Source organism: Sporosarcina sp. Marseille-Q4063, assembly GCF_018309085.1.
Lineage (GTDB): Bacteria > Bacillota > Bacilli > Bacillales_A > Planococcaceae > Sporosarcina.
The window spans coordinates 38,951-60,909 of the sequence record NZ_CP070502.1 but is presented as its reverse complement, the minus strand read 5'-3'; the positions used below and the strand labels follow the sequence as shown (position 1 = coordinate 60,909).

The 21,959-nt window shown below is 39.5% G+C and carries 26 protein-coding genes; 2 read left to right on the top strand and 24 right to left on the bottom strand.

Annotation, left to right across the window (positions count from 1 at the left end; genetic code table 11):
- Positions 1 to 168: 168 nt before the first annotated feature.
- From lysA to JSQ81_RS00275, 11 genes are all read right to left on the bottom strand, one after another.
- On the bottom strand, positions 169 to 1,497 hold the full coding sequence (gene lysA / locus JSQ81_RS00325) for a diaminopimelate decarboxylase (RefSeq protein ID WP_212605777.1): 1,329 nt from the start codon (positions 1,495 to 1,497) through the stop codon (positions 169 to 171).
- Positions 1,498 to 1,567: 70 nt separating this feature from the next.
- A complete protein-coding gene (locus JSQ81_RS00320; RefSeq protein WP_212605776.1) occupies positions 1,568 to 3,016 on the bottom strand; it encodes a spore germination protein in 1,449 nt (482 codons plus the stop codon).
- A gap of 15 nt (positions 3,017 to 3,031) precedes the next feature.
- A complete protein-coding gene (locus tag JSQ81_RS00315) occupies positions 3,032 to 3,811 on the bottom strand; it encodes a SigF/SigG family RNA polymerase sporulation sigma factor (protein WP_212605775.1) in 780 nt (259 codons plus the stop codon).
- A gap of 3 nt (positions 3,812 to 3,814) precedes the next feature.
- Positions 3,815 to 4,261, bottom strand: coding sequence for an anti-sigma F factor (spoIIAB, locus tag JSQ81_RS00310; RefSeq protein ID WP_212605774.1), 447 nt, complete (start codon positions 4,259 to 4,261; stop codon positions 3,815 to 3,817).
- Complete coding sequence (locus tag JSQ81_RS00305) at positions 4,251 to 4,604, bottom strand: STAS domain-containing protein (protein WP_212605773.1); 354 nt, start codon at positions 4,602 to 4,604, stop codon at positions 4,251 to 4,253. The genes spoIIAB and JSQ81_RS00305 overlap by 11 nt, the downstream gene beginning before the upstream one ends.
- A gap of 225 nt (positions 4,605 to 4,829) precedes the next feature.
- Positions 4,830 to 6,134 (bottom strand): pyrimidine-nucleoside phosphorylase, encoded by a 1,305-nt coding sequence (locus tag JSQ81_RS00300; RefSeq protein WP_212605772.1) that lies wholly within the window; start codon positions 6,132 to 6,134, stop codon positions 4,830 to 4,832.
- A gap of 2 nt (positions 6,135 to 6,136) precedes the next feature.
- Positions 6,137 to 7,333, bottom strand: coding sequence for a phosphopentomutase (deoB, locus tag JSQ81_RS00295; protein WP_212605771.1), 1,197 nt, complete (start codon positions 7,331 to 7,333; stop codon positions 6,137 to 6,139).
- Between the two features lie 19 nt (positions 7,334 to 7,352).
- Positions 7,353 to 8,255 carry a site-specific tyrosine recombinase XerD gene (gene xerD / locus JSQ81_RS00290; RefSeq protein ID WP_212605770.1) on the bottom strand — a complete coding sequence of 301 codons (903 nt, stop codon included), beginning with the start codon at positions 8,253 to 8,255 and terminating at the stop codon, positions 7,353 to 7,355.
- A 59-nt stretch (positions 8,256 to 8,314) separates the two neighbouring features.
- The gene (locus JSQ81_RS00285) at positions 8,315 to 8,767 is read right to left on the bottom strand and encodes a ferric iron uptake transcriptional regulator (RefSeq protein ID WP_212605769.1); all 453 of its coding nucleotides are present in this window, start codon (positions 8,765 to 8,767) and stop codon (positions 8,315 to 8,317) included.
- A gap of 92 nt (positions 8,768 to 8,859) precedes the next feature.
- Positions 8,860 to 9,375 carry a hypothetical protein gene (locus JSQ81_RS00280; protein WP_212605768.1) on the bottom strand — a complete coding sequence of 172 codons (516 nt, stop codon included), beginning with the start codon at positions 9,373 to 9,375 and terminating at the stop codon, positions 8,860 to 8,862.
- Positions 9,376 to 9,429: 54 nt separating this feature from the next.
- Positions 9,430 to 9,975 carry an NUDIX hydrolase gene (locus tag JSQ81_RS00275; protein WP_212605767.1) on the bottom strand — a complete coding sequence of 182 codons (546 nt, stop codon included), beginning with the start codon at positions 9,973 to 9,975 and terminating at the stop codon, positions 9,430 to 9,432.
- A gap of 71 nt (positions 9,976 to 10,046) precedes the next feature.
- Between JSQ81_RS00275 and JSQ81_RS00270 the strand changes: the two genes are divergently transcribed.
- Positions 10,047 to 10,949, top strand: coding sequence for an aldo/keto reductase (locus JSQ81_RS00270; protein WP_212605766.1), 903 nt, complete (start codon positions 10,047 to 10,049; stop codon positions 10,947 to 10,949).
- A 76-nt stretch (positions 10,950 to 11,025) separates the two neighbouring features.
- Here the strand turns inward: JSQ81_RS00270 and JSQ81_RS00265 are convergent, their stop codons facing one another.
- The 6 genes from JSQ81_RS00265 to JSQ81_RS00240 all read right to left on the bottom strand — a co-directional run bounded on the left by JSQ81_RS00265 (position 11,026) and on the right by JSQ81_RS00240 (position 15,207).
- Positions 11,026 to 11,637 carry a YhcN/YlaJ family sporulation lipoprotein gene (locus tag JSQ81_RS00265; RefSeq protein ID WP_212605765.1) on the bottom strand — a complete coding sequence of 204 codons (612 nt, stop codon included), beginning with the start codon at positions 11,635 to 11,637 and terminating at the stop codon, positions 11,026 to 11,028.
- Positions 11,638 to 11,753: 116 nt separating this feature from the next.
- Positions 11,754 to 11,900, bottom strand: a complete 147-nt coding sequence (locus tag JSQ81_RS00260) for a hypothetical protein (protein ID WP_212605764.1) — start codon at positions 11,898 to 11,900, stop codon at positions 11,754 to 11,756.
- A 50-nt stretch (positions 11,901 to 11,950) separates the two neighbouring features.
- Positions 11,951 to 13,090, bottom strand: a complete 1,140-nt coding sequence (locus tag JSQ81_RS00255) for a YeiH family protein (protein WP_212605763.1) — start codon at positions 13,088 to 13,090, stop codon at positions 11,951 to 11,953.
- Between the two features lie 102 nt (positions 13,091 to 13,192).
- On the bottom strand, positions 13,193 to 13,507 hold the full coding sequence (locus tag JSQ81_RS00250) for a thioredoxin family protein (RefSeq protein WP_212605762.1): 315 nt from the start codon (positions 13,505 to 13,507) through the stop codon (positions 13,193 to 13,195).
- 13 nt (positions 13,508 to 13,520) lie between these two features.
- Positions 13,521 to 13,973: a DinB family protein gene (locus tag JSQ81_RS00245; RefSeq protein ID WP_256437738.1), complete on the bottom strand. Its 453-nt coding sequence runs from the start codon at positions 13,971 to 13,973 to the stop codon at positions 13,521 to 13,523.
- 157 nt (positions 13,974 to 14,130) lie between these two features.
- Complete coding sequence (locus JSQ81_RS00240) at positions 14,131 to 15,207, bottom strand: branched-chain amino acid aminotransferase (RefSeq protein WP_212605760.1); 1,077 nt, start codon at positions 15,205 to 15,207, stop codon at positions 14,131 to 14,133.
- 213 nt (positions 15,208 to 15,420) lie between these two features.
- On the opposite strand from JSQ81_RS00240, the gene JSQ81_RS00235 reads away from it, so the two are divergent.
- The gene (locus JSQ81_RS00235) at positions 15,421 to 15,981 is read left to right on the top strand and encodes a thioredoxin family protein (RefSeq protein ID WP_212605759.1); all 561 of its coding nucleotides are present in this window, start codon (positions 15,421 to 15,423) and stop codon (positions 15,979 to 15,981) included.
- 85 nt (positions 15,982 to 16,066) lie between these two features.
- Here JSQ81_RS00235 and JSQ81_RS00230 read toward each other — a convergent pair whose 3' ends face one another.
- The 7 genes from JSQ81_RS00230 to JSQ81_RS00200 all read right to left on the bottom strand — a co-directional run bounded on the left by JSQ81_RS00230 (position 16,067) and on the right by JSQ81_RS00200 (position 21,942).
- A complete protein-coding gene (locus JSQ81_RS00230; protein ID WP_212605758.1) occupies positions 16,067 to 16,624 on the bottom strand; it encodes a hypothetical protein in 558 nt (185 codons plus the stop codon).
- Positions 16,625 to 16,627: 3 nt separating this feature from the next.
- The gene (locus JSQ81_RS00225) at positions 16,628 to 17,257 is read right to left on the bottom strand and encodes an SCO family protein (protein WP_212605757.1); all 630 of its coding nucleotides are present in this window, start codon (positions 17,255 to 17,257) and stop codon (positions 16,628 to 16,630) included.
- A 78-nt stretch (positions 17,258 to 17,335) separates the two neighbouring features.
- Positions 17,336 to 19,045, bottom strand: a complete 1,710-nt coding sequence (locus JSQ81_RS00220; RefSeq protein ID WP_249336591.1) for a cbb3-type cytochrome c oxidase subunit I — start codon at positions 19,043 to 19,045, stop codon at positions 17,336 to 17,338.
- 15 nt (positions 19,046 to 19,060) lie between these two features.
- Positions 19,061 to 19,528 carry a cytochrome c oxidase subunit II gene (locus tag JSQ81_RS00215; RefSeq protein ID WP_212605756.1) on the bottom strand — a complete coding sequence of 156 codons (468 nt, stop codon included), beginning with the start codon at positions 19,526 to 19,528 and terminating at the stop codon, positions 19,061 to 19,063.
- 12 nt (positions 19,529 to 19,540) lie between these two features.
- Complete coding sequence (locus tag JSQ81_RS00210; RefSeq protein WP_212605755.1) at positions 19,541 to 19,690, bottom strand: cytochrome c oxidase subunit 2A; 150 nt, start codon at positions 19,688 to 19,690, stop codon at positions 19,541 to 19,543.
- A gap of 330 nt (positions 19,691 to 20,020) precedes the next feature.
- Positions 20,021 to 20,704 carry a Crp/Fnr family transcriptional regulator gene (locus tag JSQ81_RS00205; protein ID WP_212605754.1) on the bottom strand — a complete coding sequence of 228 codons (684 nt, stop codon included), beginning with the start codon at positions 20,702 to 20,704 and terminating at the stop codon, positions 20,021 to 20,023.
- 116 nt (positions 20,705 to 20,820) lie between these two features.
- Entirely contained in the window at positions 20,821 to 21,942 is a 1,122-nt protein-coding gene (locus tag JSQ81_RS00200; protein WP_212605753.1) for an NAD(P)/FAD-dependent oxidoreductase, read from the bottom strand.
- Between the last annotated feature and the right edge of the window lie 17 nt (positions 21,943 to 21,959).

Sequence of the window (21,959 nt, the reverse complement as noted above, 5' to 3'; positions counted from 1 at the left end):
AATCCCTTCTTTTCTAAAAAAAGACACCGTCACATAAAATTGACAGGGCTTTTTTGATGATTATTTGTTATTGCGGATCAATTACGGGTACTATATAGAACCAGTATAATGCTCCCCAAATAACAGCTACGACGAGGATACCTATGAAAAGAAGCAGGTTACGCCTTCTCATATTTCCCCCCCTCGCTTTACTTTTTGTAAGGGTAGATCGAGTCTTACAATATCTTCATAAGTTTCTCGTCTTACAACCAGTTGCTCTTCTCCATTTTCGACAAACACAATAGCCGGTCTTGGTAATCGATTATAATTGCTCGACATGGAGTAACTGTACGCCCCTGTACAAAAAGTTGCAATAATATCTCCTTCTATTGCAGAAGCAATGGTGGCCTTTTCAATTAATTTATCGCCTGATTCACAACATTTCCCCGCGATTGTCACTTCCGCGGTATGTGGTTCAGTCATTCGATTTGCGGACACCGCCGTGTATTCCGCCCCGTATAGAGCAGGTCTTATATTATCTGACATCCCGCCGTCAACTGCAACATATTTGCGAACTCCCGGAATTTCTTTAGTGCTTCCAACCGTATATAAAGTCGTTCCGGCATCGCCGACAAGTGATCTTCCCGGCTCAATCCATATCTCAGGAATTGGATAATTGAATATACGCGTCATCGATAATACGACGTTTGCCATTTCCTCGACATACTCGGATGGGCTTAAGGGATGATCTTTTTCCGTGTAGCGAATCCCGAAACCGCCACCTAAATTTAGAACACGGCAAATAAAATTATCATTATCACGCCAATAAATCATTTTATCGATTAATGTTTCTGCGGCGACACGAAAAGCGTTCGTTTCAAAAATCTGCGAACCAATATGGCAATGCATTCCTAGAACTGTGATATAAGAATGATTATACAATTGACGAAAAGCTTCATCAGCTTGTCCATTTTTCAAATCAAAACCAAACTTAGAATCTTCTTGCCCCGTCGTAATATAATCATGCGTATGGGCTTCGATACCCGGCGTTACGCGAATAAGGACATCCATTTCCTGGTTTCTCGATTCAGCAATTTCCTTGATGATTGAAACTTCCAAAAAGTTGTCAACGACGATACAACCAATTTTTTCATCGAAGGCATATTCAATCTCGCTATAACTTTTGTTATTCCCATGAAAATGTATTTTCTCTCTTGGAAAATCCGCTTGAACAGCAGTGTATAACTCTCCTCCTGAGACGACATCGAGCGATAGGCCTTCTTGTTTTGCAACTTCATATATAGCTATTGATGAAAATGCCTTGCTTGCATAAGCAACTTGCGCATTTATCCCAGCAGCCTGAAATGTTTTTTTGAAGGCCCTAGCCCGTTCCCGGAACAAATTTATATCATAAACAATTAAAGGCGTACCGTACGTATTAGCAAGATTGACTGTATCGACGCCCCCAATCGCCAAATGACCACGGTCATTAATTGATTGAGTTCCATATAGATGCATAGAGGCTTTTCCTCCTTCTAAAATTTACTATCTTAAATTTTATCATAGACAGTGGAGGAGTTGCAAAGTTCTATTTAATACGATCCCTTTCCGGGGCATCTGTAATGTATGGACGCGGGGCATCGGCAGTCATTGGAAACCTGATAAGGACTCGCATCATTGCACGCGGGAAGAATGGAACAGCCGGCCATAAATACGGCACACCCATTGGCTTCAGTGAACATAAATAATAAAACAATACCGCAACTGACATGAAAAAGCCAGGTGCGCCTAATATTGCCGTTGACAAAAGTATGCATATCCTAAAAACTTTCGTTGTAATGCTTAATTCAAATGAAGGAATTGCAAACGTGAAAATAGCACTTACGGCTACATACAGAACAACTTCCGGTGTAAATAACCCGACATCGATTGCGACTTGACCAATGACGATTGCTGCAACTAACCCCATTGCAGTAGACATCGGCGTTGGCGTATGAATGGCCGCCATGCGAAGCACTTCAATTCCAATATCCGCCATTAATATTTGAATTAGCAGAGGTATTTCTCCAATATCATTCGGACCGATATAACTTAAATAATCTGGAAGGTAATGCTGTTTTGTCGCAAGCAAATACCAAAATGGCAAAAGAACTAAGCTCAATCCAGCTCCTACAAAACGAATAAGTCTCACGAAAGTACCAATTAACGGAGCTTGCCTATATTCTTCTGCATGCTGAAGATGATGGAACAACGAAACCGGGACGAGTATAACCGACGGTGACGTATCGACCATGATGGCAATATGTCCTTCCAATAAGTGTGCTGCGCATATATCCGGACGTTCGGTAAAACGAACAAATGGCATCGGATGAAATCTCTGTTTAAACAGAAACTCTTCAAGCGATTTGTCGGTCATCGTAAGACCATCATGAACTATTTTATCTAAGCGCTCCCGTATATAAGCGAGATGCTCTTCACTTGCCGCCCCTTGAATAAACGCAATTGCGACGTCTGTTTTTCCGTTTACGGTTGTTCGATGCATTTGGAACCGTAAATCTTCCGTACGAAGCCGTCTACGAACAAGCGCAGTATTTGTAATGATATTTTCTGTAAACCCGTCTCTAGCCCCGCGAATTACTTTTTCAGTATCCGGCTCCTCAGGCTGCCTGCCAGGGTAAGACCTAACGTCAATTACGAACGCATAGCCACTTGGCGTAATGAATGCGGCTTGTCCGCTTAGGATAGACGTTAACATATCGTCTTGATCTTTTACCGCTTCGACGGAATGATACGGAAAAAATGTTAAAAAACGTTCGCTGTCGTCTCTAATTTCCCCGTCCCATCCGTCTTTACCTTGCATTTCTGTTAACAGCGATAACAAGCTATCCCCGTCAACGAGACCGTTAATATACAGAAGTAATGCAGGCATATCCCAAAGATGAATCGACCGGGCCATTGCATCAAATGTTTCATCTTTGCCGAAACATTTATTAAACCAGTCTTCTCCGTCTTTCATCGATTTGAAGAGTTTTTCCATTACACTAATCCGTCCTCACTTTTTTACCGTACTTTCCTCTAGATTAGCCCCCATCCATGACTTTAATTGGGCTAATATTTTCTTTTCTAGTCTTGACACTTGAACCTGCGATATACCTATTCGTTCGGCAATATCGCTTTGTGTGCAATCCAAGTAATAGCGCATGTAAATGATGGTTTGGTCTCTTTTATTTAATTTTGAAATGACATCGCGCAAAGGTATGTGATCAAATACTCTTTCTGAACGGTCATCTCTTAGTTGGTCCATTAATGTTAAACTGTCGCCTTCATTTTCATATAGTTGTTCATGTAACGATGCAGGGTCTCTGAGCGCATCTGAAGCCAGTATGACATCATCTAATTTAACCTCTAATATTTCGGCTACTTCAGCTAGTGTCGGGTACCTTCCGCTCTTTTTCACATAATCGTCTGTTGCATGACGAATCTTGAAACTTAGTTCACGAATTGACCGACTGACCTTTACCATGCCGTCATCTCTTAAAAAACGTTGGATTTCCCCAACAATCATCGGGACTGCATAAGTGGAAAACTTAACTTCATAGGATAGGTCGAATTTATCAATCGACTTCATCAGGCCGATGCAGCCGATTTGAAATAAGTCTTCCGGATCCGCGCCTCGAGAAGCAAAACGTTGAACAATAGACCAAACGAGACGCGTATTACCTTCGACCATCAACTTCCGCGCCTCTTTATCGCCTTCCTGCGAAACTTTGATAAGTTCTCTCATCTTCTCCTGGGACAATAAAGCATGCTTTTTCTCAACGGATGCGTCCATACGTCACCTCATTCTGCTCGTTTCCGTAATCGGAGAAAATCTTTTCTCGAATTTGACTACTGTACCTGAGCCAATTACCGATTCGACGGACAAGCTATCCGAAAAACTTTCCATAATGGTAAAACCCATTCCTGAACGTTCCATATGCGGTTTACTTGTATACATCGGTTCCATAGCGCGGGCTAAATCATCAATTCCAGCCCCTTCATCACTCACGGTCATCGATACTGTTTGGTCATCAATTTTGGCATGGATTTTAACTAGACTTTTCCCATCATTTTCGTATCCGTGCAGTATTGCATTTGTCACCGCTTCCGAAACAATCGTTTTAAATTCTGAAATTTCTTCGATTGTCGGATCTAGCGGGGTAATAAAACATGTCATCGCCATTCTCGCTAATGCCTCATTTTCTTCGATAGCAACAAAAGATAAAGTCATTTCATTGTTCATGTACAACCCCTCCAATCTCCCCGATCGCTTCTTCGATCGTACAATATCTAATATTTTCACCGAGTCCTGAAAAGCCGAAAATTTTATTCATAGTCGCAGATGGATTTAGAATAAGAGTCTCCCCGCCAACGGGTGATAAGTCACGCATTCTCCCAAGTATCAGTCCAATCCCCGCGCTATCCATAAATCCAAGCCCTTCTAAATCCCAAATAACTGCACGTACTTGCCCCGTAAAGATAGATGCTGAAATATCTGAACGGATTTGATTTGCCTTATGATTGTCTAGTTCACCTCTCAGAGTTGCTATTAAAATCCCGTTATCAATAATCTCGATTTTCGCCATAGAAAATCCCTCCTTCATGCGTTTTAATTCCACATTACTGAAGGGGAATCCTTTGACCTAGCAAAACTAGTCATTAACCGGTAAAACTTCTTACATTTCGACATTAATCCGCTTTCCATAGAAGTATTGACCGCTTCGAATTGATTTACACATAGAATTAAAAAAAGCTATCCTTTTAACCGATTTAACTCGGTTAAAAAAGATAGCTTTTGATTTCTTTATCGATTATTCATGAATGACTTCACCAATAAGTTGCGGCGGTAAAACAGCTTCATCGCCAATGATTATATGTTCTTGAAGGAGTGATTCCGATTGCTGAACCGCTTCAGTATTCGAATGAATGACGGCGAGTACGTCGCCTTTTTGAACAGAATCACCTATTTTCTTTTTCAGGACGATACCAACGGATAAATCAATGACATCATTTTTATCCGCGCGTCCGGCACCTAGCAACATCGCCGCGACGCCGATGTCATTTGCGCCCATCTCGGTAATATAACCTGACCGCGCAGCTTGTACTTCGATTTTATACTTCGCTGTCGGAAGAAGCGCAGTGTCATGAATGATTGCACGGTTGCCTCCTTGTGCTTCAATAAGCGTACCGAATAATTCGAGTGCCGTTCCGTCATTTATCACCTGCTCTAGCATGCCACGTCCCTCTTCCAACGTCTCTGCTTTTTCGCCTACGACAAGCATTTGACTGCCTAGGACAAGGCAAAGTTCTGTTAAATCCTTTGGTCCTATACCTTTTAACGTATCGATTGCTTCAATCACCTCAAGAGAATTCCCAATAGCATTTCCAAGTGGCTGGCTCATATCAGATATAATTGCCATCGTTTTTCGCCCTACGTGATTGCCAATCTCCACCATGGATTTAGCTAACTTCAATGCATCTTCCTTGGATTTCATAAAAGCTCCATCGCCCGTTTTTACATCGAGAACAATTGCATCGGCTCCAGCTGCAATTTTTTTACTCATAATTGAACTTGCGATTAGCGGTATGCTATCAACCGTTGCTGTTACATCTCGTAAGGAGTAAATTTTCTGGTCAGCAGGCGTCAAGTTTTTACTTTGACCAATTATCGCAAGTTTCAACTCATTTACTTGATTGACAAACTCTTCACTTGTCAGCTCAATATGAAACCCCTCAATCGCTTCTAACTTGTCCAGAGTCCCCCCCGTATGTCCAAGTCCCCTACCGCTCATCTTCGCAACAGGAACACCGCAAGCAGCCACCAACGGGACAAGAATCAGAGATGTCGTATCTCCGACTCCGCCAGTCGAGTGCTTATCGACTTTTACACCCTCGATGGACGATAAATCGATCTGGGCACCTGACTCGACAATGGCCATTGTTAAATCGGCTTGTTCTTCTGCAGTCATACCTTTAAAGTAAATTGCCATCAGCAAGGCACTTGCTTGATAATCGGGAATAGCGTCAGTTGTATAGCCGTTAATAAAGAAAATAATCTCCTCTTTTGATAAAGAATCACCATTTCGCTTTTTCTTAATAAGATCAACCATTCTCATCGTTAATTCACCTTTTTCTCAAGTAATGATAGAAAACTTTTTCCATACTCAGGTAATTTCACCTTAAAGTTATCTGCAATTGTTGCGCCTATATCCGAGAATGTTTCATTGATTGGCATTGGACCGCCTTTTTTAAACGATGGCGAATAAATAAGCAATGGAACGTATTCTCGAGTATGGTCAGTACCTTCAAAAACAGGATCATTACCATGATCTGCCGTGATGATTAATAAATCATCTTCACGTAATAAATTCATTATCTCCACTAACCTTGCATCAAACTCTTGAAGTGCTTGACCATATCCAATTGGGTCACGGCGATGGCCAAATAACGCGTCAAAATCGACAAGATTTGTAAAGCTGATGCCATGAAAATCCCTTTCCATTACTTCTAGCAGCTTATCGACACCGTCCATATTACTAATTGTCCGCACGGAATCTGTAATTCCTTCATCATTAAAAATATCTGAAATTTTACCAATCGCAATCACATCTAAATTCGCATCTTCAAGTTCATTCATCACTGTTCGATGAAAAGGCTTTAGCGCATAATCATGTCTGTTCGTTGTCCGAGTGAAATTACCCGGTTCTCCGATAAACGGACGCGCGATAACGCGACCGACTAAATATTCAGGTGATAATGTGAGTTCACGTGCGATTTCACAAATTTCATACTGTTCTTCAATGGGAATAATCTCTTCATGTGCAGCGATTTGAAGAACAGGATCTGCGGATGTATAAACGATAATTGCACCTGTTTCCATATGCTCTTTACCAAGTTCATCAATAATTCCCGTACCACTTGCAGGCTTATTGCCAATTACTTTTCGTCCAACTCGTTTTTCAAGTTCAGCAATAAGTTCTGATGGAAATCCGTTGGGATACACTTTAAATGGTTTATCAATGTTGAGCCCCATTATCTCCCAATGTCCAGTCATTGTATCTTTACCAACAGATGCTTCCTGCATTTTTCCATACATCGCCAATGGTTCTTTTGCTACTGGCACGCCTTTAATCTCCCGGATATTTGACAGACCCAACTTCGCCATATTCGGCATATTTAACCCATTCATCGCTTCCGCAATATGACCAAGGGTATCAGATCCCGCGTCTCCGAATAGTTCAGCATCGGGCGCTTCTCCAATTCCGACAGAATCAAGTACCAATACATGGATTCGTTTAAACTTTTCTTTTTTCACCAGGGATTCCTCCTAATTTTCACGCTCGCGGATGAAACTTTACATATACTTCTTTTAATCGGGTTCGGCTAACATGCGTATAAATCTGTGTTGTTGAAATATCTGCATGCCCAAGCATTTCTTGAACCGCACGTAAATCAGCGCCGTTTTCAATTAAATGCGTAGCAAATGAATGTCTTAAAATATGCGGCGTCATTTTCTTTTGAATGTTAACACTCAGCGCATGAGCCTTTAATAGCTTCCAACAACCTTGTCTTGTCAATCTGCCGCCGCGCATGTTGACAAACAATGCATCCTGAGGGCCCTTTAGTTTTTCTATAAATTTTGGTCGCGCCTCATTAACATAGCTTGTGCAAGCCTGAATCGCTTTATTTCCTAGTGGAATAATTCTTTCTTTATCACCCTTCCCAAAAACACGGACAAAACCCATCGTTAAATGAATATTATCAAGGTCAAGGTTAATAAGTTCGCTAACGCGCATTCCAGTTCCATATAACACTTCAAGTAGCGCGACATCTCTTACGCCTTGAGGTTTCGATTGATCCGGCGCATCGATTAACTGTCCAACTTCATCTAATGATAAAACTCGTGGCAGTTTTTGTTCAATTTTCGGAAGTTCTATGTGCACCGTTGGATCATTTGTTGTTATTTTTTCTCGCAACAAAAACTGATGGAACGAACGAATAGATGAAATATGTCTTGAAACAGTTCTAGCGGACTTACCTTCATCATTCATTACTTGCAAATAGGAAATAATATTTTGTCTAGCAACTGCATCAATAGACTCTACTTTTGAGTTTGCAATGAACTCGATATAGTCTGTCAGATCTCTCCGATAAGAAGTAATTGTATTAGCAGCTAATTGTCGTTCAATCTTCAAAAAATGTAAATAATCTTCAAGGGCAAATTGTGTACTTTCCATTTGAATCCCCCTTCATTCCATAACGAGAAAGAGGACAGCATTAGGCTGTCCTCGTATAATCATTTTTCAGTTTCTCTATCTTTACAACGTTTACAGATTCCGTGAAAAGTTAACCAGTGATCTTTAATAGAAAATTCCCAGCGACTTTCTACAATTTTCTCAACTTCTCCAAGAAGATCCTCTTTAATCTCATCCACAGTACCGCATTCTATGCAAATAAGATGATGATGAAAATGTGTCGCGCCTTCTTGCCTCAAGTCATAGCGCGAAACCCCGTCTCCAAAGTTGATTTTATCAACAATCTTTAAATCTGTTAGCAATTCAAGTGTTCGATACACAGTTGCAAGACCGATTTCAGGAGACTTTTTCTTCACGAGCAAAAAAACATCTTCTGCACTTAAATGATCCGCCTCATGCTCAAGGAGGACCACGACTGTAGCTTCACGCTGTGGCGTCAACTTATAACTGGCGCCATGTAATTGTTTTTTTATCCGATCAATTCGGCTCTCCATAGGACGCCCCCCTCAAACTGTCTTCATTATATCAAAAGACGTTTATAGAAGACAACAGAAAGGAAAGGGGAAAGAAGAATCTATGGAAATACTTATTTAAGAATATAGTAAAAAACCGAATATTCAATCGCGGTAACGAGAATTGCCAAGCCTAGTAAAAATAATAAGGCTTTATCATTTCGTTTTCTCTGCCCCACCGTCCGAATGAAGAATGGCGGTTTTAAAATTGCGCAAAATAAGAGCAATAAATAACAAATGGCGAGTTGGAATGGAAACCACCAAACTGTATACGCCAGCATCTTCATACCCGTGGAAAGCAAGAAACCCGTCGACAGACCGAATAACACACATTTTAAAGCACCGATAAAAGTAACCAAAAAGCGTAGTTTCTTAACTAAAGAAAGACCGAAAGCTACAAGAAAAAAAACAGCATTCATTAACACCGGCTTGATAAAATTCGCTCCGTGACCTTCAACAACCCTGCCATCGAATAATACGAGCAATTTTTCTACAGATACTAAAGGCATTTCTCGGAATAATAGCGCACCACCGAGGTATCCAACAGCTAGGATGACGAAAAGATAAGTAAATGAGAGTGAACGGATCATTGACTGCACCTCCGCTTATTTAATACAGAGTATGCTCGTCCATATGAAAATAGTTCACTTTTTCAATTGATGTTTTGCATAAATTACAGCAAAAGCTGTCTTTGCATCATAAATTTCACCAGTTGCAACCAATTGCTCTGCTTCGTTTATTGTTACTTCAAGCAGTTCAATAAATTCATCTTCATCACCATCGGCGGGATTGTCAATTTCGTATAAATTCTCAGCCAAGTAGAGATGAATAATTTCGTTAGCGAAACCTGGTGAAGTTGCAAAGGATTGAATATAAGTAACTTGGTGGGCACCGTAACCGGTTTCTTCTTCTAGTTCCCGAATTGCTGTAACCCCAGGTTCTTCACCAATTTCAATGCGGCCAGCCGGAATTTCAATCAATGTTCGATTAAGACTTTTTCGGAATTGCTTAACCAAAACAAGCTTCCCTTCACTTGTTATGGGAATTAATGCGACCGCACCCGGATGTTGAACAAGTTCACGCTTCGCTAGATTCCCGTCCGGCAATTCAACCTCTTCAAGTCTAAGTGAAATTATTTTACCATCATAAATTGTCTGACTCGACAATGTTTTTTCTTCAAATTTATCCATTATATCAACCCTTCCATATGGAAATTATGTTGAGGTCATTGTACCATGATTATTAATAAGGTGGTGTTTCCGTGAAAAAGAGAGAGTTAGGTAAAAGCGGATTATACGTGTCAGAACTAGCGTTGGGAACAATGTCATTTCCGAATAATGAAGTAGAGGTCAAGGAGATTGTAGATACTGCGATTCATGCCGGTATTAATTTCTTCGATACTGCCAATATTTATGATGGGCGTAAAAATGAAAAACTTGTCGGAAAAGCACTGAAAGAACATCGCGAAAAAGTCATACTTGCTACGAAAGTTGGCAACAAGTTAAACCCCGATGGTAAAGGATGGACATGGGACCCGACGAAAAACCACATCATGGAGGAAGTGAAGCATAGTTTACACCGATTAGGAACAGATTACATTGATTTGTACCAACTCCACGGGGGGACGATGGAAGATAATATTGATGAAACCATCGATGCTTTTGAAAGCTTGAAAAAAGAAGGATTAATTCGCCAATATGGGATTTCTTCGATACGACCCACCGTCATTAACCGTTTTCTGGAAAAAAGTACGGCAATTTCAGTTATGATGCAATATAGTTTACTCGACCGTAGACCCGAGGAGTGGTTTCCTTTAATAAGCGGTTCAGGCGCTTCGATTATTACCAGGGGAACTTTAGCTAAAGGATATTTAACAATGGAAGGTCAAGAAAAAGCAAATGTATCGAACGGTTTTGCGCTTTATAAAGCATCCGAACTGCAGCACACTGTAAATTCTTTGAACGACGAAGTGGACGATTTACACGCCGCTTCAATCGCGTTTGCGCTCCTAAACGACACAATCTCCTCTGCATTAGTTGGTGCTCGAACAACAAAGCAATTACTTGATTCTATTGTTGCATACGAAAAAGGATGTCCAGCTGAACAATTGGAAAAGCTCAAAAACTTAACAGAAATGCATCAATATAACGAGCATAGAATTTGATGCTAAAATAAAAACAGGACCATTTTAAGGTCCTGTTTTTGATTGCATCTAGCTTTGGGCGCTTTTGTTGTTTTGGTTATTTTGCATCTGGAAACACTCTTTGTACGGCTTCTGAAAATTCTTCAAAAAATCCTTCTACGGGTTCTCCTTGATCAATCTTGTCTGCATAATCAGTCATTCTATCCACGAAGTCAGGATTTAATGAAACATATACATTTTCGATATTGTCATTTGCTTCTTTTACTTTTTCCGCGATTTTATTCTCTAAGTCAGATGACAACTCCTGATTCGCATTGTCATTATTTGTGTCAGTGTCAGTGTCAGTGTCAGTGCCAGTATCCGTGTCGTTATTTTCGTTAGAAGCTGTGTCGTCATTATTATCGTTGTTGCCGCTCTCATCCGTGGTGTCTCCGTCTAATACTACAGCGGCATAGGCATTTTGATCAGTGACGATGACGGTTGCACTCTCCACACCATCCAATTCTGTTATACGATCTGCTGCGTCTTGAGCCACTTCCAAGTTTGTGTCACCGTTATTATTGTCATTGTTCGCATTGTCCTCTGTTCCTTGATCAACGTTCGTATCTGCAGTGTCTGTCGCATTGTTGTTTTTATCTTTATTGAAGTTACATCCCATTAAAGATAAAGATAGGAGCATTGCTGTTAAAAATAGTGAAACTTTTTTCATGAGGTTTCCTCCCTAATTTATTATAAGGCTAGGATAACCACAAAAAATGAAGATTATGTATTTATATCAAAAATAAAAAAAGCTGTTCAAAAAAGAACAGCGTCGCGTGTATTCTATTACTTTTTATTGTTATGTTTTTTTGCTGCTTTGTTTTGTCCGATAACATTTAAATCTTCAACGCTTCGATCGTAGCCATATCCGTACTCTTCTCTGTCTTTTTTGTTCCCCGTTTTTTCTTTATTATCGTTTTGATTCGTATTCAAATATAGTCACCTCCGTCCTGAGTAGGTTGTTCAAGACTAAGGTTATTATGCTATATAGTTATTAAGTGGCCGAATAAAGAAATTAATGTAAGACTGACGATGCCTACGGATACTGCTGCAATCATTCCTATGTAAAATGGTTTAATTCCCAGACCTTTAAAAACAGCGAAATTTGTTGATAATCCTACTCCCGCCATGGCAATGCCTAACAGATATGTTGAACCGAATGAACTCCATGAATTATAGAATCCTTCCCATGTACTTTTCGAAAGAAAACCAAATGCGGAGCCTGAATTCCCTACGGTTAAATCTCCAATCGTTCGAGTCAATGCTAAGAGTAAAAAACCAATGACGAATAATGGAATTAAATTGTACCATTTGGGAATAGATTGCCCTTCATTTTCTTTTGTTTTCGCTCCTTTGAAAAACAAATATGAAACAAACGGAATGACTGCGATGATAAATAGATTTCTAGTTAATTTCGTCACAGTAGCGACGTCAACAACCTTTTCAAAATCATACATTTGGCTATAAATGAGTGCCGCGCCCGTTACTTGTGCCGTGTCATGAATTGCTGTTCCCAAAAATAATCCTGCTTTAATGGGGTCGCTACCGAAAAATAAATTCGCCAAATACGGATAAAATAACATGCCGATTAAACCGAATACTGTAATATTCGCGACAGCGTAAGAAATTTCATCATCTTTTGCTTTTACAACTGGCGCGGTTGCCATAATTGCTGTAACACCGCAAATACCAGTACCGCAGGCAATTAAAGTGCCTAGCCGTTCAGACTGTTTTAACTTCTTAGTAAAATAAAGCGTTATGACTAACCCACTTGAAATGCAGGCGATGATTAAAGGTAGTCCCCATGCGCCTAACTTAACTGCTTCTACTAATGATAAGCGTAAACCGAGTAAAATAATTCCGGCACGTAACGCATATTTGAGCGATATTTTAACGCCTTCCATAAAAACGCTATGCAATCCGATTGTATTTCGAATAATAATACCAATAATAATTGCGACAAAAATACCTGATACCGGACTTGCACTTCCCGGAGGCAATAAGTTAAAGCTAATGATTAACTCTCCTATTGAATCTGCTATGTATATGCCAGCCAAGATGACGATTAAACAAAGAATAATTCCGGGTAGCGCTCTAACGATTACGTTTCGATTTGCATTCATTCACACGTTAACTCCTTACTATTTCGATGCTAACTAGCAAAAAAACCAGAAATACCAAACAGGTATATCTGATTTTTTGCAATGATTAATTTCGAAAAGTTATTAAGAAAGACTATTTAAAAACTCTTCAATTTCTTCTTGGGTTTTACGATTTTTACTTACGAAACGACCTAATTCTTTTCCTTCGTTAAAAGCAATAAAACTTGGGATTCCAAAAATATCGAGATCTACACATAAATCGATAAACTCATCACGATCTACTGATATGAAAGTATATTCAGGGTAATCCACTTCAATAATCGGTAAGAACGGCTCAATCACTCTGCAATCTGGACACCATCCGGCTGTAAACATGAAAACTGTACGTTCATCATTTTTTAGCAGTTCAAACTGTTCCATTGACTGTAATTTTTCCATATTCGTTTCCTCCCTATCCAAAAAGATTCATGGCATTAATCGCACCTGAATGAGTTCCTTCATGCCAACTCAAAAATTGAATGTAGCCTTCTATGCTATCAATTGTCATGATATTATCGCCTATTATCAACGGCTCATCCGCTTTTTCTGCTAGTCTATTTTCGAAAACCGGAATGACTCTTTCCAATTGAGCTCTTAACGCTGCTAAAATTTCTTCTCCTGCAGGAACGTTTCCTTCCCACTCATCAGGGCTCGTTCCATCTATAAATAATGGAATCCAATCTGGCTCAACAGGGTCATACGATTTTACACATTGTTGGATAAACTGCTCCACGGTAACAAAAATATGACCTGCTTGCCATAAAATATTATTATTATGGCCTTTCGGTTGAACGTCCCACTTGGATTCTTCAACCCTTTTTAATCGTCCAATTGTATGCATCCGCGCTAATCGGAGTTGCTGAATAGTTTCGATTGTTACTCGCTCCCCTTCATAAGTACTTATCTTAACTGTAAATGATTCTACAGATTTTTGAAATTAAGTAGCTCTAAAAGGTAGTTTTTATATGGATTCGTTAGGAAAAGTAAAAGAATAGCCTTGATTAGGCTACTCTTTTACTTGATTATTTATCCACTTCTACAATCCAGTTAAACGGATCTTCAATCGCGCCCGTTTGAATACCTGTTAAATTATCATATAATCTTTTTGATAGTTGACCAGTTTCGCCGTTGTTGACAACGTATTTATTATCCTGCCAATTGAATTCACCGATTGGAGAAATAACCGCTGCAGTTCCAGTTCCAAAAGCTTCTTCCAAAGTTCCATTTTCAGTAGCTTCACGAATTTCTTCAATTGAAATTTTGCGTTCAGTAACCGGAATATCCCAGTGACTCAATAATTGAATAATTGATTTTCTAGTGATTCCTTCTAATATACTACCGTTTAACATCGGAGTGATTACTTCCCCGTTAATTTTAAAGAAGATGTTCATACTCCCGACTTCTTCGATATACTTCTTTTCAATACCGTCCAACCACAGGACTTGCGCATAGCCTTTTTGACCTGCAACTTCTTGGGCTCTGAGACCCGAAGCATAGTTTCCTGCTGTTTTCGCTGTTCCAGTTCCGCCTGCTACCGCCCGAACATATTCATTTTCGACAAGTATTTTCACCGGATGAATACCTTCTTTGTAATAAGATCCTACAGGGGATAAAATAATCATAAACGTATACTTTTTAGAAGGTGATACACCCAAATGAGATTCTGTTGCAATCATGAAAGGACGTATATAAAGAGACGTACCTTCCGCTGTCGGGATCCACTCCTTATCGATAATCAGGAGTTCTTTCAACGCTTCGATTGCTAATTCTTCATCGATTTGCGGCATGCATAGCCTTGCGCTCGACTGATTCATTCTCCGCATGTTTTGTTCGGGACGGAATAATCTCACTGCACCATCTTTCGACAAATAAGCTTTTAATCCTTCAAATACCGTTTGACCATAATGAAAAACAACCGCCGCAGGATCTAACATGATCGGCTCGTAGGGAACAATTCGATGATCACTCCAGCCCTGCCCTTCCGTATAATCAGCGACAAACATGTGATCAGTAAATACTCTTCCAAACTCCAATTGACTTGATTCCGGTTTTCTCTTTTTTGCAACACATAATTTAACATCAATCATTTGTACTGTCATGGTGAATGTATCCCCTTCAGCTCTTTATTTTCATATGAATATGAATCACCCATATCGGCGAATTAATATCCATATTATACCCTTATCAACTAGAAAGGAAAAGTATATTTCAAATATTTCTTATTTAAATACAATTTCTAAGCATTAAGGTTTACCAATAGTTGATCTGTCGATACAATTTACTATATAGCATAATAAAGGAGTCGATATTAAATGGAGTTAAATCAGTGGTATGAAAAAGGAATTACACCAGATGAGTATATTAAATCTTTAGAAAAACATAAGGCTGGCTTTTCACATATTTATGCAAATTATTCAGTTCCAGAGGATGAAAGCTTCCTTCAATCGATTAGAGAAAAAGAACTGCGCGTAATTGTTTTAGCTGAACCTTGGTGCGGCCATTGCATGTTAAATATTCCGGTTTTACTTCGCCTTTCGGAAAAAACGAATATGCCAGTTCGACTTCTTCCACGTGATGAAAACTTAGAACTGATGGACCAGTATTTAACAAACGGCAAGTCGCGCACCATCCCGATTTTCATCTTCATTGATAATGATGGAAACGAAATTGCCAAATGGGGTCCGATCGCTGAACGAACGAAGCAATTTGTTGATCAGTATAGAGAAAAACTACCAGCAAAAGATGCACCCGATTACGATGAAAAATTCAAAGAATTGATAGGAATCACTGGCAAAGCATTCAAAGAAGACAACCAGCTTTGGAGCGGCGCCTATGAGAGTATGAAAGAAACATTGCTTGATAATATTAAGTAATTGCCAGATTTAATTTACAAAAAGTGCGAGAAGTATATTCCTTCTCGTACTTTTTTTATGGTCAGGAACTATTAGGTAATGCATTTCATTCATAAGCAGATTGATCAGTGAAGGAAATGTATAATAAGTAAATAACTAAGCAAATGGCCATTGTTAAGAATCCCCAACCGAGTGTGATTTGCTCGATTAATAAATAGTTATTGCATAATTGCACTGGCGATTTAACGTAGAGCAGTCCCAACCCAAAAGACATAATCGTAATTACGATTAAAAGAATGTTTCTTTTAAAGATGCTTAGCTTTCTCCAACTATCACGTAATGGCACTCCCGCTAAGAATGGCAAACTGATGAACTTGAAAATTTCTATGCTATTGAGCGTTAAGGCCTCATCCATCGTTCTTGGAATCATCCAGTAAAGCAATATGACTAGAAACAAGAGAATGCCTGGTATGCCATTTTGATTCCACTTTTCGAAAAAACCTGGAAAACGAATAATAAGGAACTTTGCCATAAAAAATCCTGCGATTATGAGCAGCGGCATTTGCATATGCATATGGATGATCATGATTGATTCCAATAGATTGGCGACTGGTGGGATAGCTAGGAAAATAAATAAGAGCAAACCATACTTAGCTTGTTTCATTTATTACGCCCCCACTTCATTATTAAGGATTTTGATAACTTTTGATGCGGAACCTTCGATATCCTTATAGTCCATAACATCAATTAAGCTACCTTCTTTATCTACTAAATAAAATGCCGAATTATGCGCATAGTTCCCGTAGTCATCCGGAATAACGATTACACCAAACTCATCTAACAAAATTTCTAATTCCGACGTGTTTTCAATTCTGGCCATTCTCCATGTTTCTCCGTCGCTGTCAAAATAATTTTTGTACATATCCAATCTTTCCGGGTCATCAACCGTTGGATCAAAGCTGATGCTTAAAAACACAATTTCCTCGCCGATAAATTTCTCCGGAATTCGACTATAGACTTCAGACATATTCATTTCCAATTCAATACAAACTGTTGTACAAGTTGTGTAGATAAAAGTTACCAGCACATATTTATTTTGAAATTCGGAAAATGGATAAATACGATGATTACTATCTTCCAGTGTCACGATTGGAAATTTAGGTTGATCTTCTTTTAATTGGTTCACCCGAGCAGTTTCAGCAGTATATGCGGTAAATCCATCGGTTCCAAAATAGAACAGTGCGAAACCGAATAACAGCACAACAACAATTCCTATTGAATTCCGATGTTTTCTCATCTACACCACTTCCCATACAGTTTAGTTTTCTAACGGCAAGAGAGATAGCCCATAGACTATCTCTCTTTTGATAGCCCCTTACCAGGTTCTAAATGGCGGCGATCCTGGCGGTGCATTTACGATTAAATCTACAAGAGGTATGACATATCCCATTGAAACGACTAGCAGCATAAGGACAATCCATAATCCCCAACGATCTGTCCACATTGGTGTTTTTTCTTCTTCTTCCTCTGGTTCTGCAATCGGAAATTCTGTTTCTCCTTTAGGTGCAAAGAACATCATATGGAATACCGCATACACCTGAATAATTACACCGATGATTAGAAGAGTTCCGCCGATTGCTAACAAGAACATATACGGATCCCAACCAAGCGCAACCACATGATCTCCGTAAGTTGTATAAGATGTTCTACGAGGTGATCCGAGTAACCCTACATAATGCATGGAACCCGACATAAAGAGCATTCCGACTGTCCAAATGATTGTTTGGATAACCCCTACCTTATTCATTGCTGGTGTTAACACCCGTTTGGATAAGTACGGGATTAACCAATAAGTGATTCCGAAAAACGTCAAGATGACCGATGTTCCGACGGTCAAGTGGAAATGACCTACTACCCACATTGTGTTATGGACAACTTGGTTCAGTTGGTTTGTTGTCTGTGCAATACCACCGGCGCCTGCTGGTATGAAGGCTAACATTGCGATAAATGGCGCTAAGAACCGGACATCTCCCCAAGGTAACTTTTTAAGCCAACCGAGTAACCCTTTTCCGCCTTTTGCACGTCCTGTGCGTTCAAATACATAGAACAATGCGAATGCCGTCATTAGGGATGGAAACGCGATGGATAAACTCATGAACACGTGCAAGAATTTAAGCGCCTGTGACATTCCCGGGTCGACAATTTGGTGGTGAAACCCGCCTGGAATGTTTGTGATGACAAGCAAGATGACGACAACACGCGTTAACGTATCACTGAATCTTTTTCCACCGATTATTTTCGGAACGATAATGTACCATGCAGACACCGCAGTCAAGTACCAAATATTAACGAGCGTATGTCCGAATGCCCAGAATAACGTCCGACTAACCATAACGTTTACAGTTTCAAGTAAACCGGCCGACCAAAAGATTAACGTAACAACTTCTACTGTGACGCCGATACTACCGAAGAATAATAGAACGAATACGCCTGTCGCAAAGAAAGCGAAAATCGGAATATGCTTTCCTGGATTGCTTTTTCTCCATTTAGCAACGTTTATGAAAGCTCCAAATGCGCACACCCATACGCCTAGTACGATCAATGCCAATCCGATGTAAAAGAACGGCGATGCTGCCATTGGCGGATAAAACGTATACAAGACGGTTGCTTCATTCATCAAAACTGGAATTACCGCGACGACAAATCCAGCAATTTTCATCCAAAAACCGATCCAGGCCATCTTTCTAACTTGCGGTAATAATCCGCCAAGTGTATGGGACATCCCCGCATAAAAATAACCTATCGTAAAGAACGCTGTTAATACTAGAACTAATAATATGCCGTGTGCCGTTAATACTTGATAATAGGTGAACCAGGAAGGTAATTGTAATAACCCTGCACGTTCCAACCCTTGGAATAATCCTAAAAACCCACCTACTAGTAATGCGATAAACGCAACGGCCATATAAGATTTCGATAGTTTTGCATCTTCTGGAACTACACCTAAAATCTGGTGCGCTTTTTCTTTAATTGTTTTCTTCTTAGTTGTCTTTTTTAAATTTGGTTTGTTAATGACTGTTTCCACTTTACATCCCTCCTTTTATTTAACGAAAATTGACGTACTCATCATTTGGTGACCAATTCCGCAGTACTCATTACACAGAACTAAATATTCACCAGGTTCTTTAAATGTTTGCGTGATTTTTTGAATATGACCAGGCATTACCATCGCATTTAAGTTTGTGCCAGCAACCTGGAATCCATGGACAACGTCTTTTGAAGTCATCGTAAATGTGACCTTCGCCCCAACAGGTACCTCAATATTGTTTGGCGTGAACCCAAATGTTTGCAAGGTCATCACGACTTCGTATTCATTGTCTCCCGTTTGGAAAACACCGGGATTATCAAATGGTGCTGTTTCATCAACTTTTTGCGGATCAATTGTTTCTTTATGGCTTGGGGGACCCATTCCCATTGCAAATGTTTGATAACCGACGACCAACATAAATATGATTAAGATTCCAAAGCTTAAACCAAGCCAAATTTCTTCATAACGATGCATCTTCATGGTTTCTCCTCCTTATACTCTTATCATGTATAAAACGAATAGTACTAAATAAGTGGCGATAATGACTGCGGCTACGACCCCCACCGAAAACATTGTTCCCTTTAGTGAGTATTTCTCGTTTTGTTCTACCTCTTTCTTGACATTAGTTTTTTCGGTTACCATCCGAAAACACCTCCTATATTCTTCTTGCTTTCAGCTTAATTGATAATCATTCTCAACGATGTGATATTAATCACACTAAAAAATAGTAGTTTATAAAATCCTGTTAAGGTTTTAAAAGATTACTAAATTCATCCGGAACTATTAAAATAGAAACGTTGTTACAGCAACGTTCATGGACTATCCAGACAGTAATTATTGAATAAATAACCGGTCTGTAATGCAGATATAGATAAGTGACAAAATGATGAACAATCGAGTTACTATCAATTTTGGGCAAAATAAAAAATGCTGTTCAAATGAGAATTCTCATTCGAACAGCATTTTTCTGATTCAGTATATTTCTTCTTTTAATTTGTCTGGGTAAATGTAGAAATGACCATCTACTAATTTTACTTTCTCTTCTTTTCGCAGCTGTGAAATCATGCGGTTTACAGATTCCCTCGTCGTTCCGATCATATTAGCTAGATCCGAATTCGTAAATTTCGTGTTGATCTTGATCCATCCATCTCTCTCATTGCCTTTATGGGTTTCACCAAGGCGAATTAATAGAAGAAGAATTCTTTCTTTCGTGCTTCGTAAAGCCATTTCTTCTAATCGCTGTTGTGTATCAACAATTAGGTCGCCTAAAATTCGGAATAATTTAATTGAAAGTTGAGGATTTGCGATTAATACATTTTCAAAGTCTTTTAGCGATATTAAATAAAGTGAAGTATCCTCAATCGCTTGCGCATTAGCCGGATAATTCTCTTTCCGGAAAAAACCGACGTTTGGAAACATATCTCCTTGCTGTTTCACGCAAATAATTTGCTCTTTTCCCGACAAATCGTTTCTAAATACTTTCACTTTACCTGAAGCGACAATATAGACATGCGTAATTGGCGTTTCATGTAAAAAAATAATGTTTTTATCTAAAAATGTTCTTTTCGTCATGACTTCGAGAAAAGGCTTAATTTCTTCATCTGTTAAATCTTTAAATAGCTTTACATTTCTAATAATACTTTCTAGCTTTTCCAATAGAAACACACCTCCTATTAGATCCTGACTGTTATCTATACTTTTATTTTAACATAGATTGCAGTCTAAGTGAGATATCTTGATGTCGAGATTGTGAAACGAAGACTTTTAAGCGTTTAATTAGTTGAAATGGCCGTGGAAACATCATACAAATCTAGGTCGATATCAAGTTTTTCACCAAGTGCGAGCTTGGAAAGTTGATAGCCTAAATACGGACCAATCGTTAAGCCCGATGCGCCTAATCCATTGGCAAGAACTATCCCTTTCAAACCTGGAACAGCACCGATAATCGGCAAGAAGTTCGGTGTGAATGGCCGGAACCCTACACGTGCTTCTTTAAATTCCCCTTCTGCTAAACCGGGAGCAATTGATAATGCTTTATCAAAAATTTCGTGCAAGCCGCCAGCAGTAACTTTCTGATTGTATTCCAAATCATCTTCATGGGTTGCGCCAATTATGATTCGCCCATTATCATATGCAAGTATATATTGATTTGTAGGCGGCATAACGACAGGCCAGTTTTCTGTATTTTTATTCTCAACTTGAAGATGGGCAATTTGCGCTTTTTGTCCTTTTACTTGTAGATTTATTCCGAGGGGCGCTAATAACTCGCCTGCCCACGCACCTGCCGTAATTATCACTTTATCGGCGCTATATTGTTCATCGCTTACGCTTACGCCTGTTATTTCATTATTTGAATACGATAGTTTGGCTGAACCATTTACAAAAATAGCACCCTGTTTTTTTGCTGCATTTAACAGCGCGTTTACTAATTCGCGTCCATTTACCCTTGCCGCGCCACTAATCTGGATGGATCCAAATTCGTTTGACAACGGAGGAAATAACGCAGATGTTTCTTCGGAAGTTAGTTTTCGAACATCCCCAATTTCATTGGCATGCTCCTTTCTATCGATTACTCGCTCTTCCATTTTATTCAGCTTTTCTGAATCGGTATGTAAACTAATCGCCCCGACTTTGCGATAACCTGTTTCAGTTTCGCCGTCACTTTCAAGTTGCTGAATAAGCGTTTCATAATACGCTGCTCCGCTTTTTGCAAGTTCATACCAGGCCTTATTGCGTCGTTGGGATAACCATGGACAAATGATTCCCGCCGCTGCGTCCGTCGCCTGTCCGGGCTCCCCCCGGTCGATTACCGTTACGTTAGCGTCAGCTTTGGCCAAGTGATAAGCAGTTGACGCCCCTAATATTCCGGCGCCGATTATTATAAAGTTTTTCATATAAACACCTTTTCTAA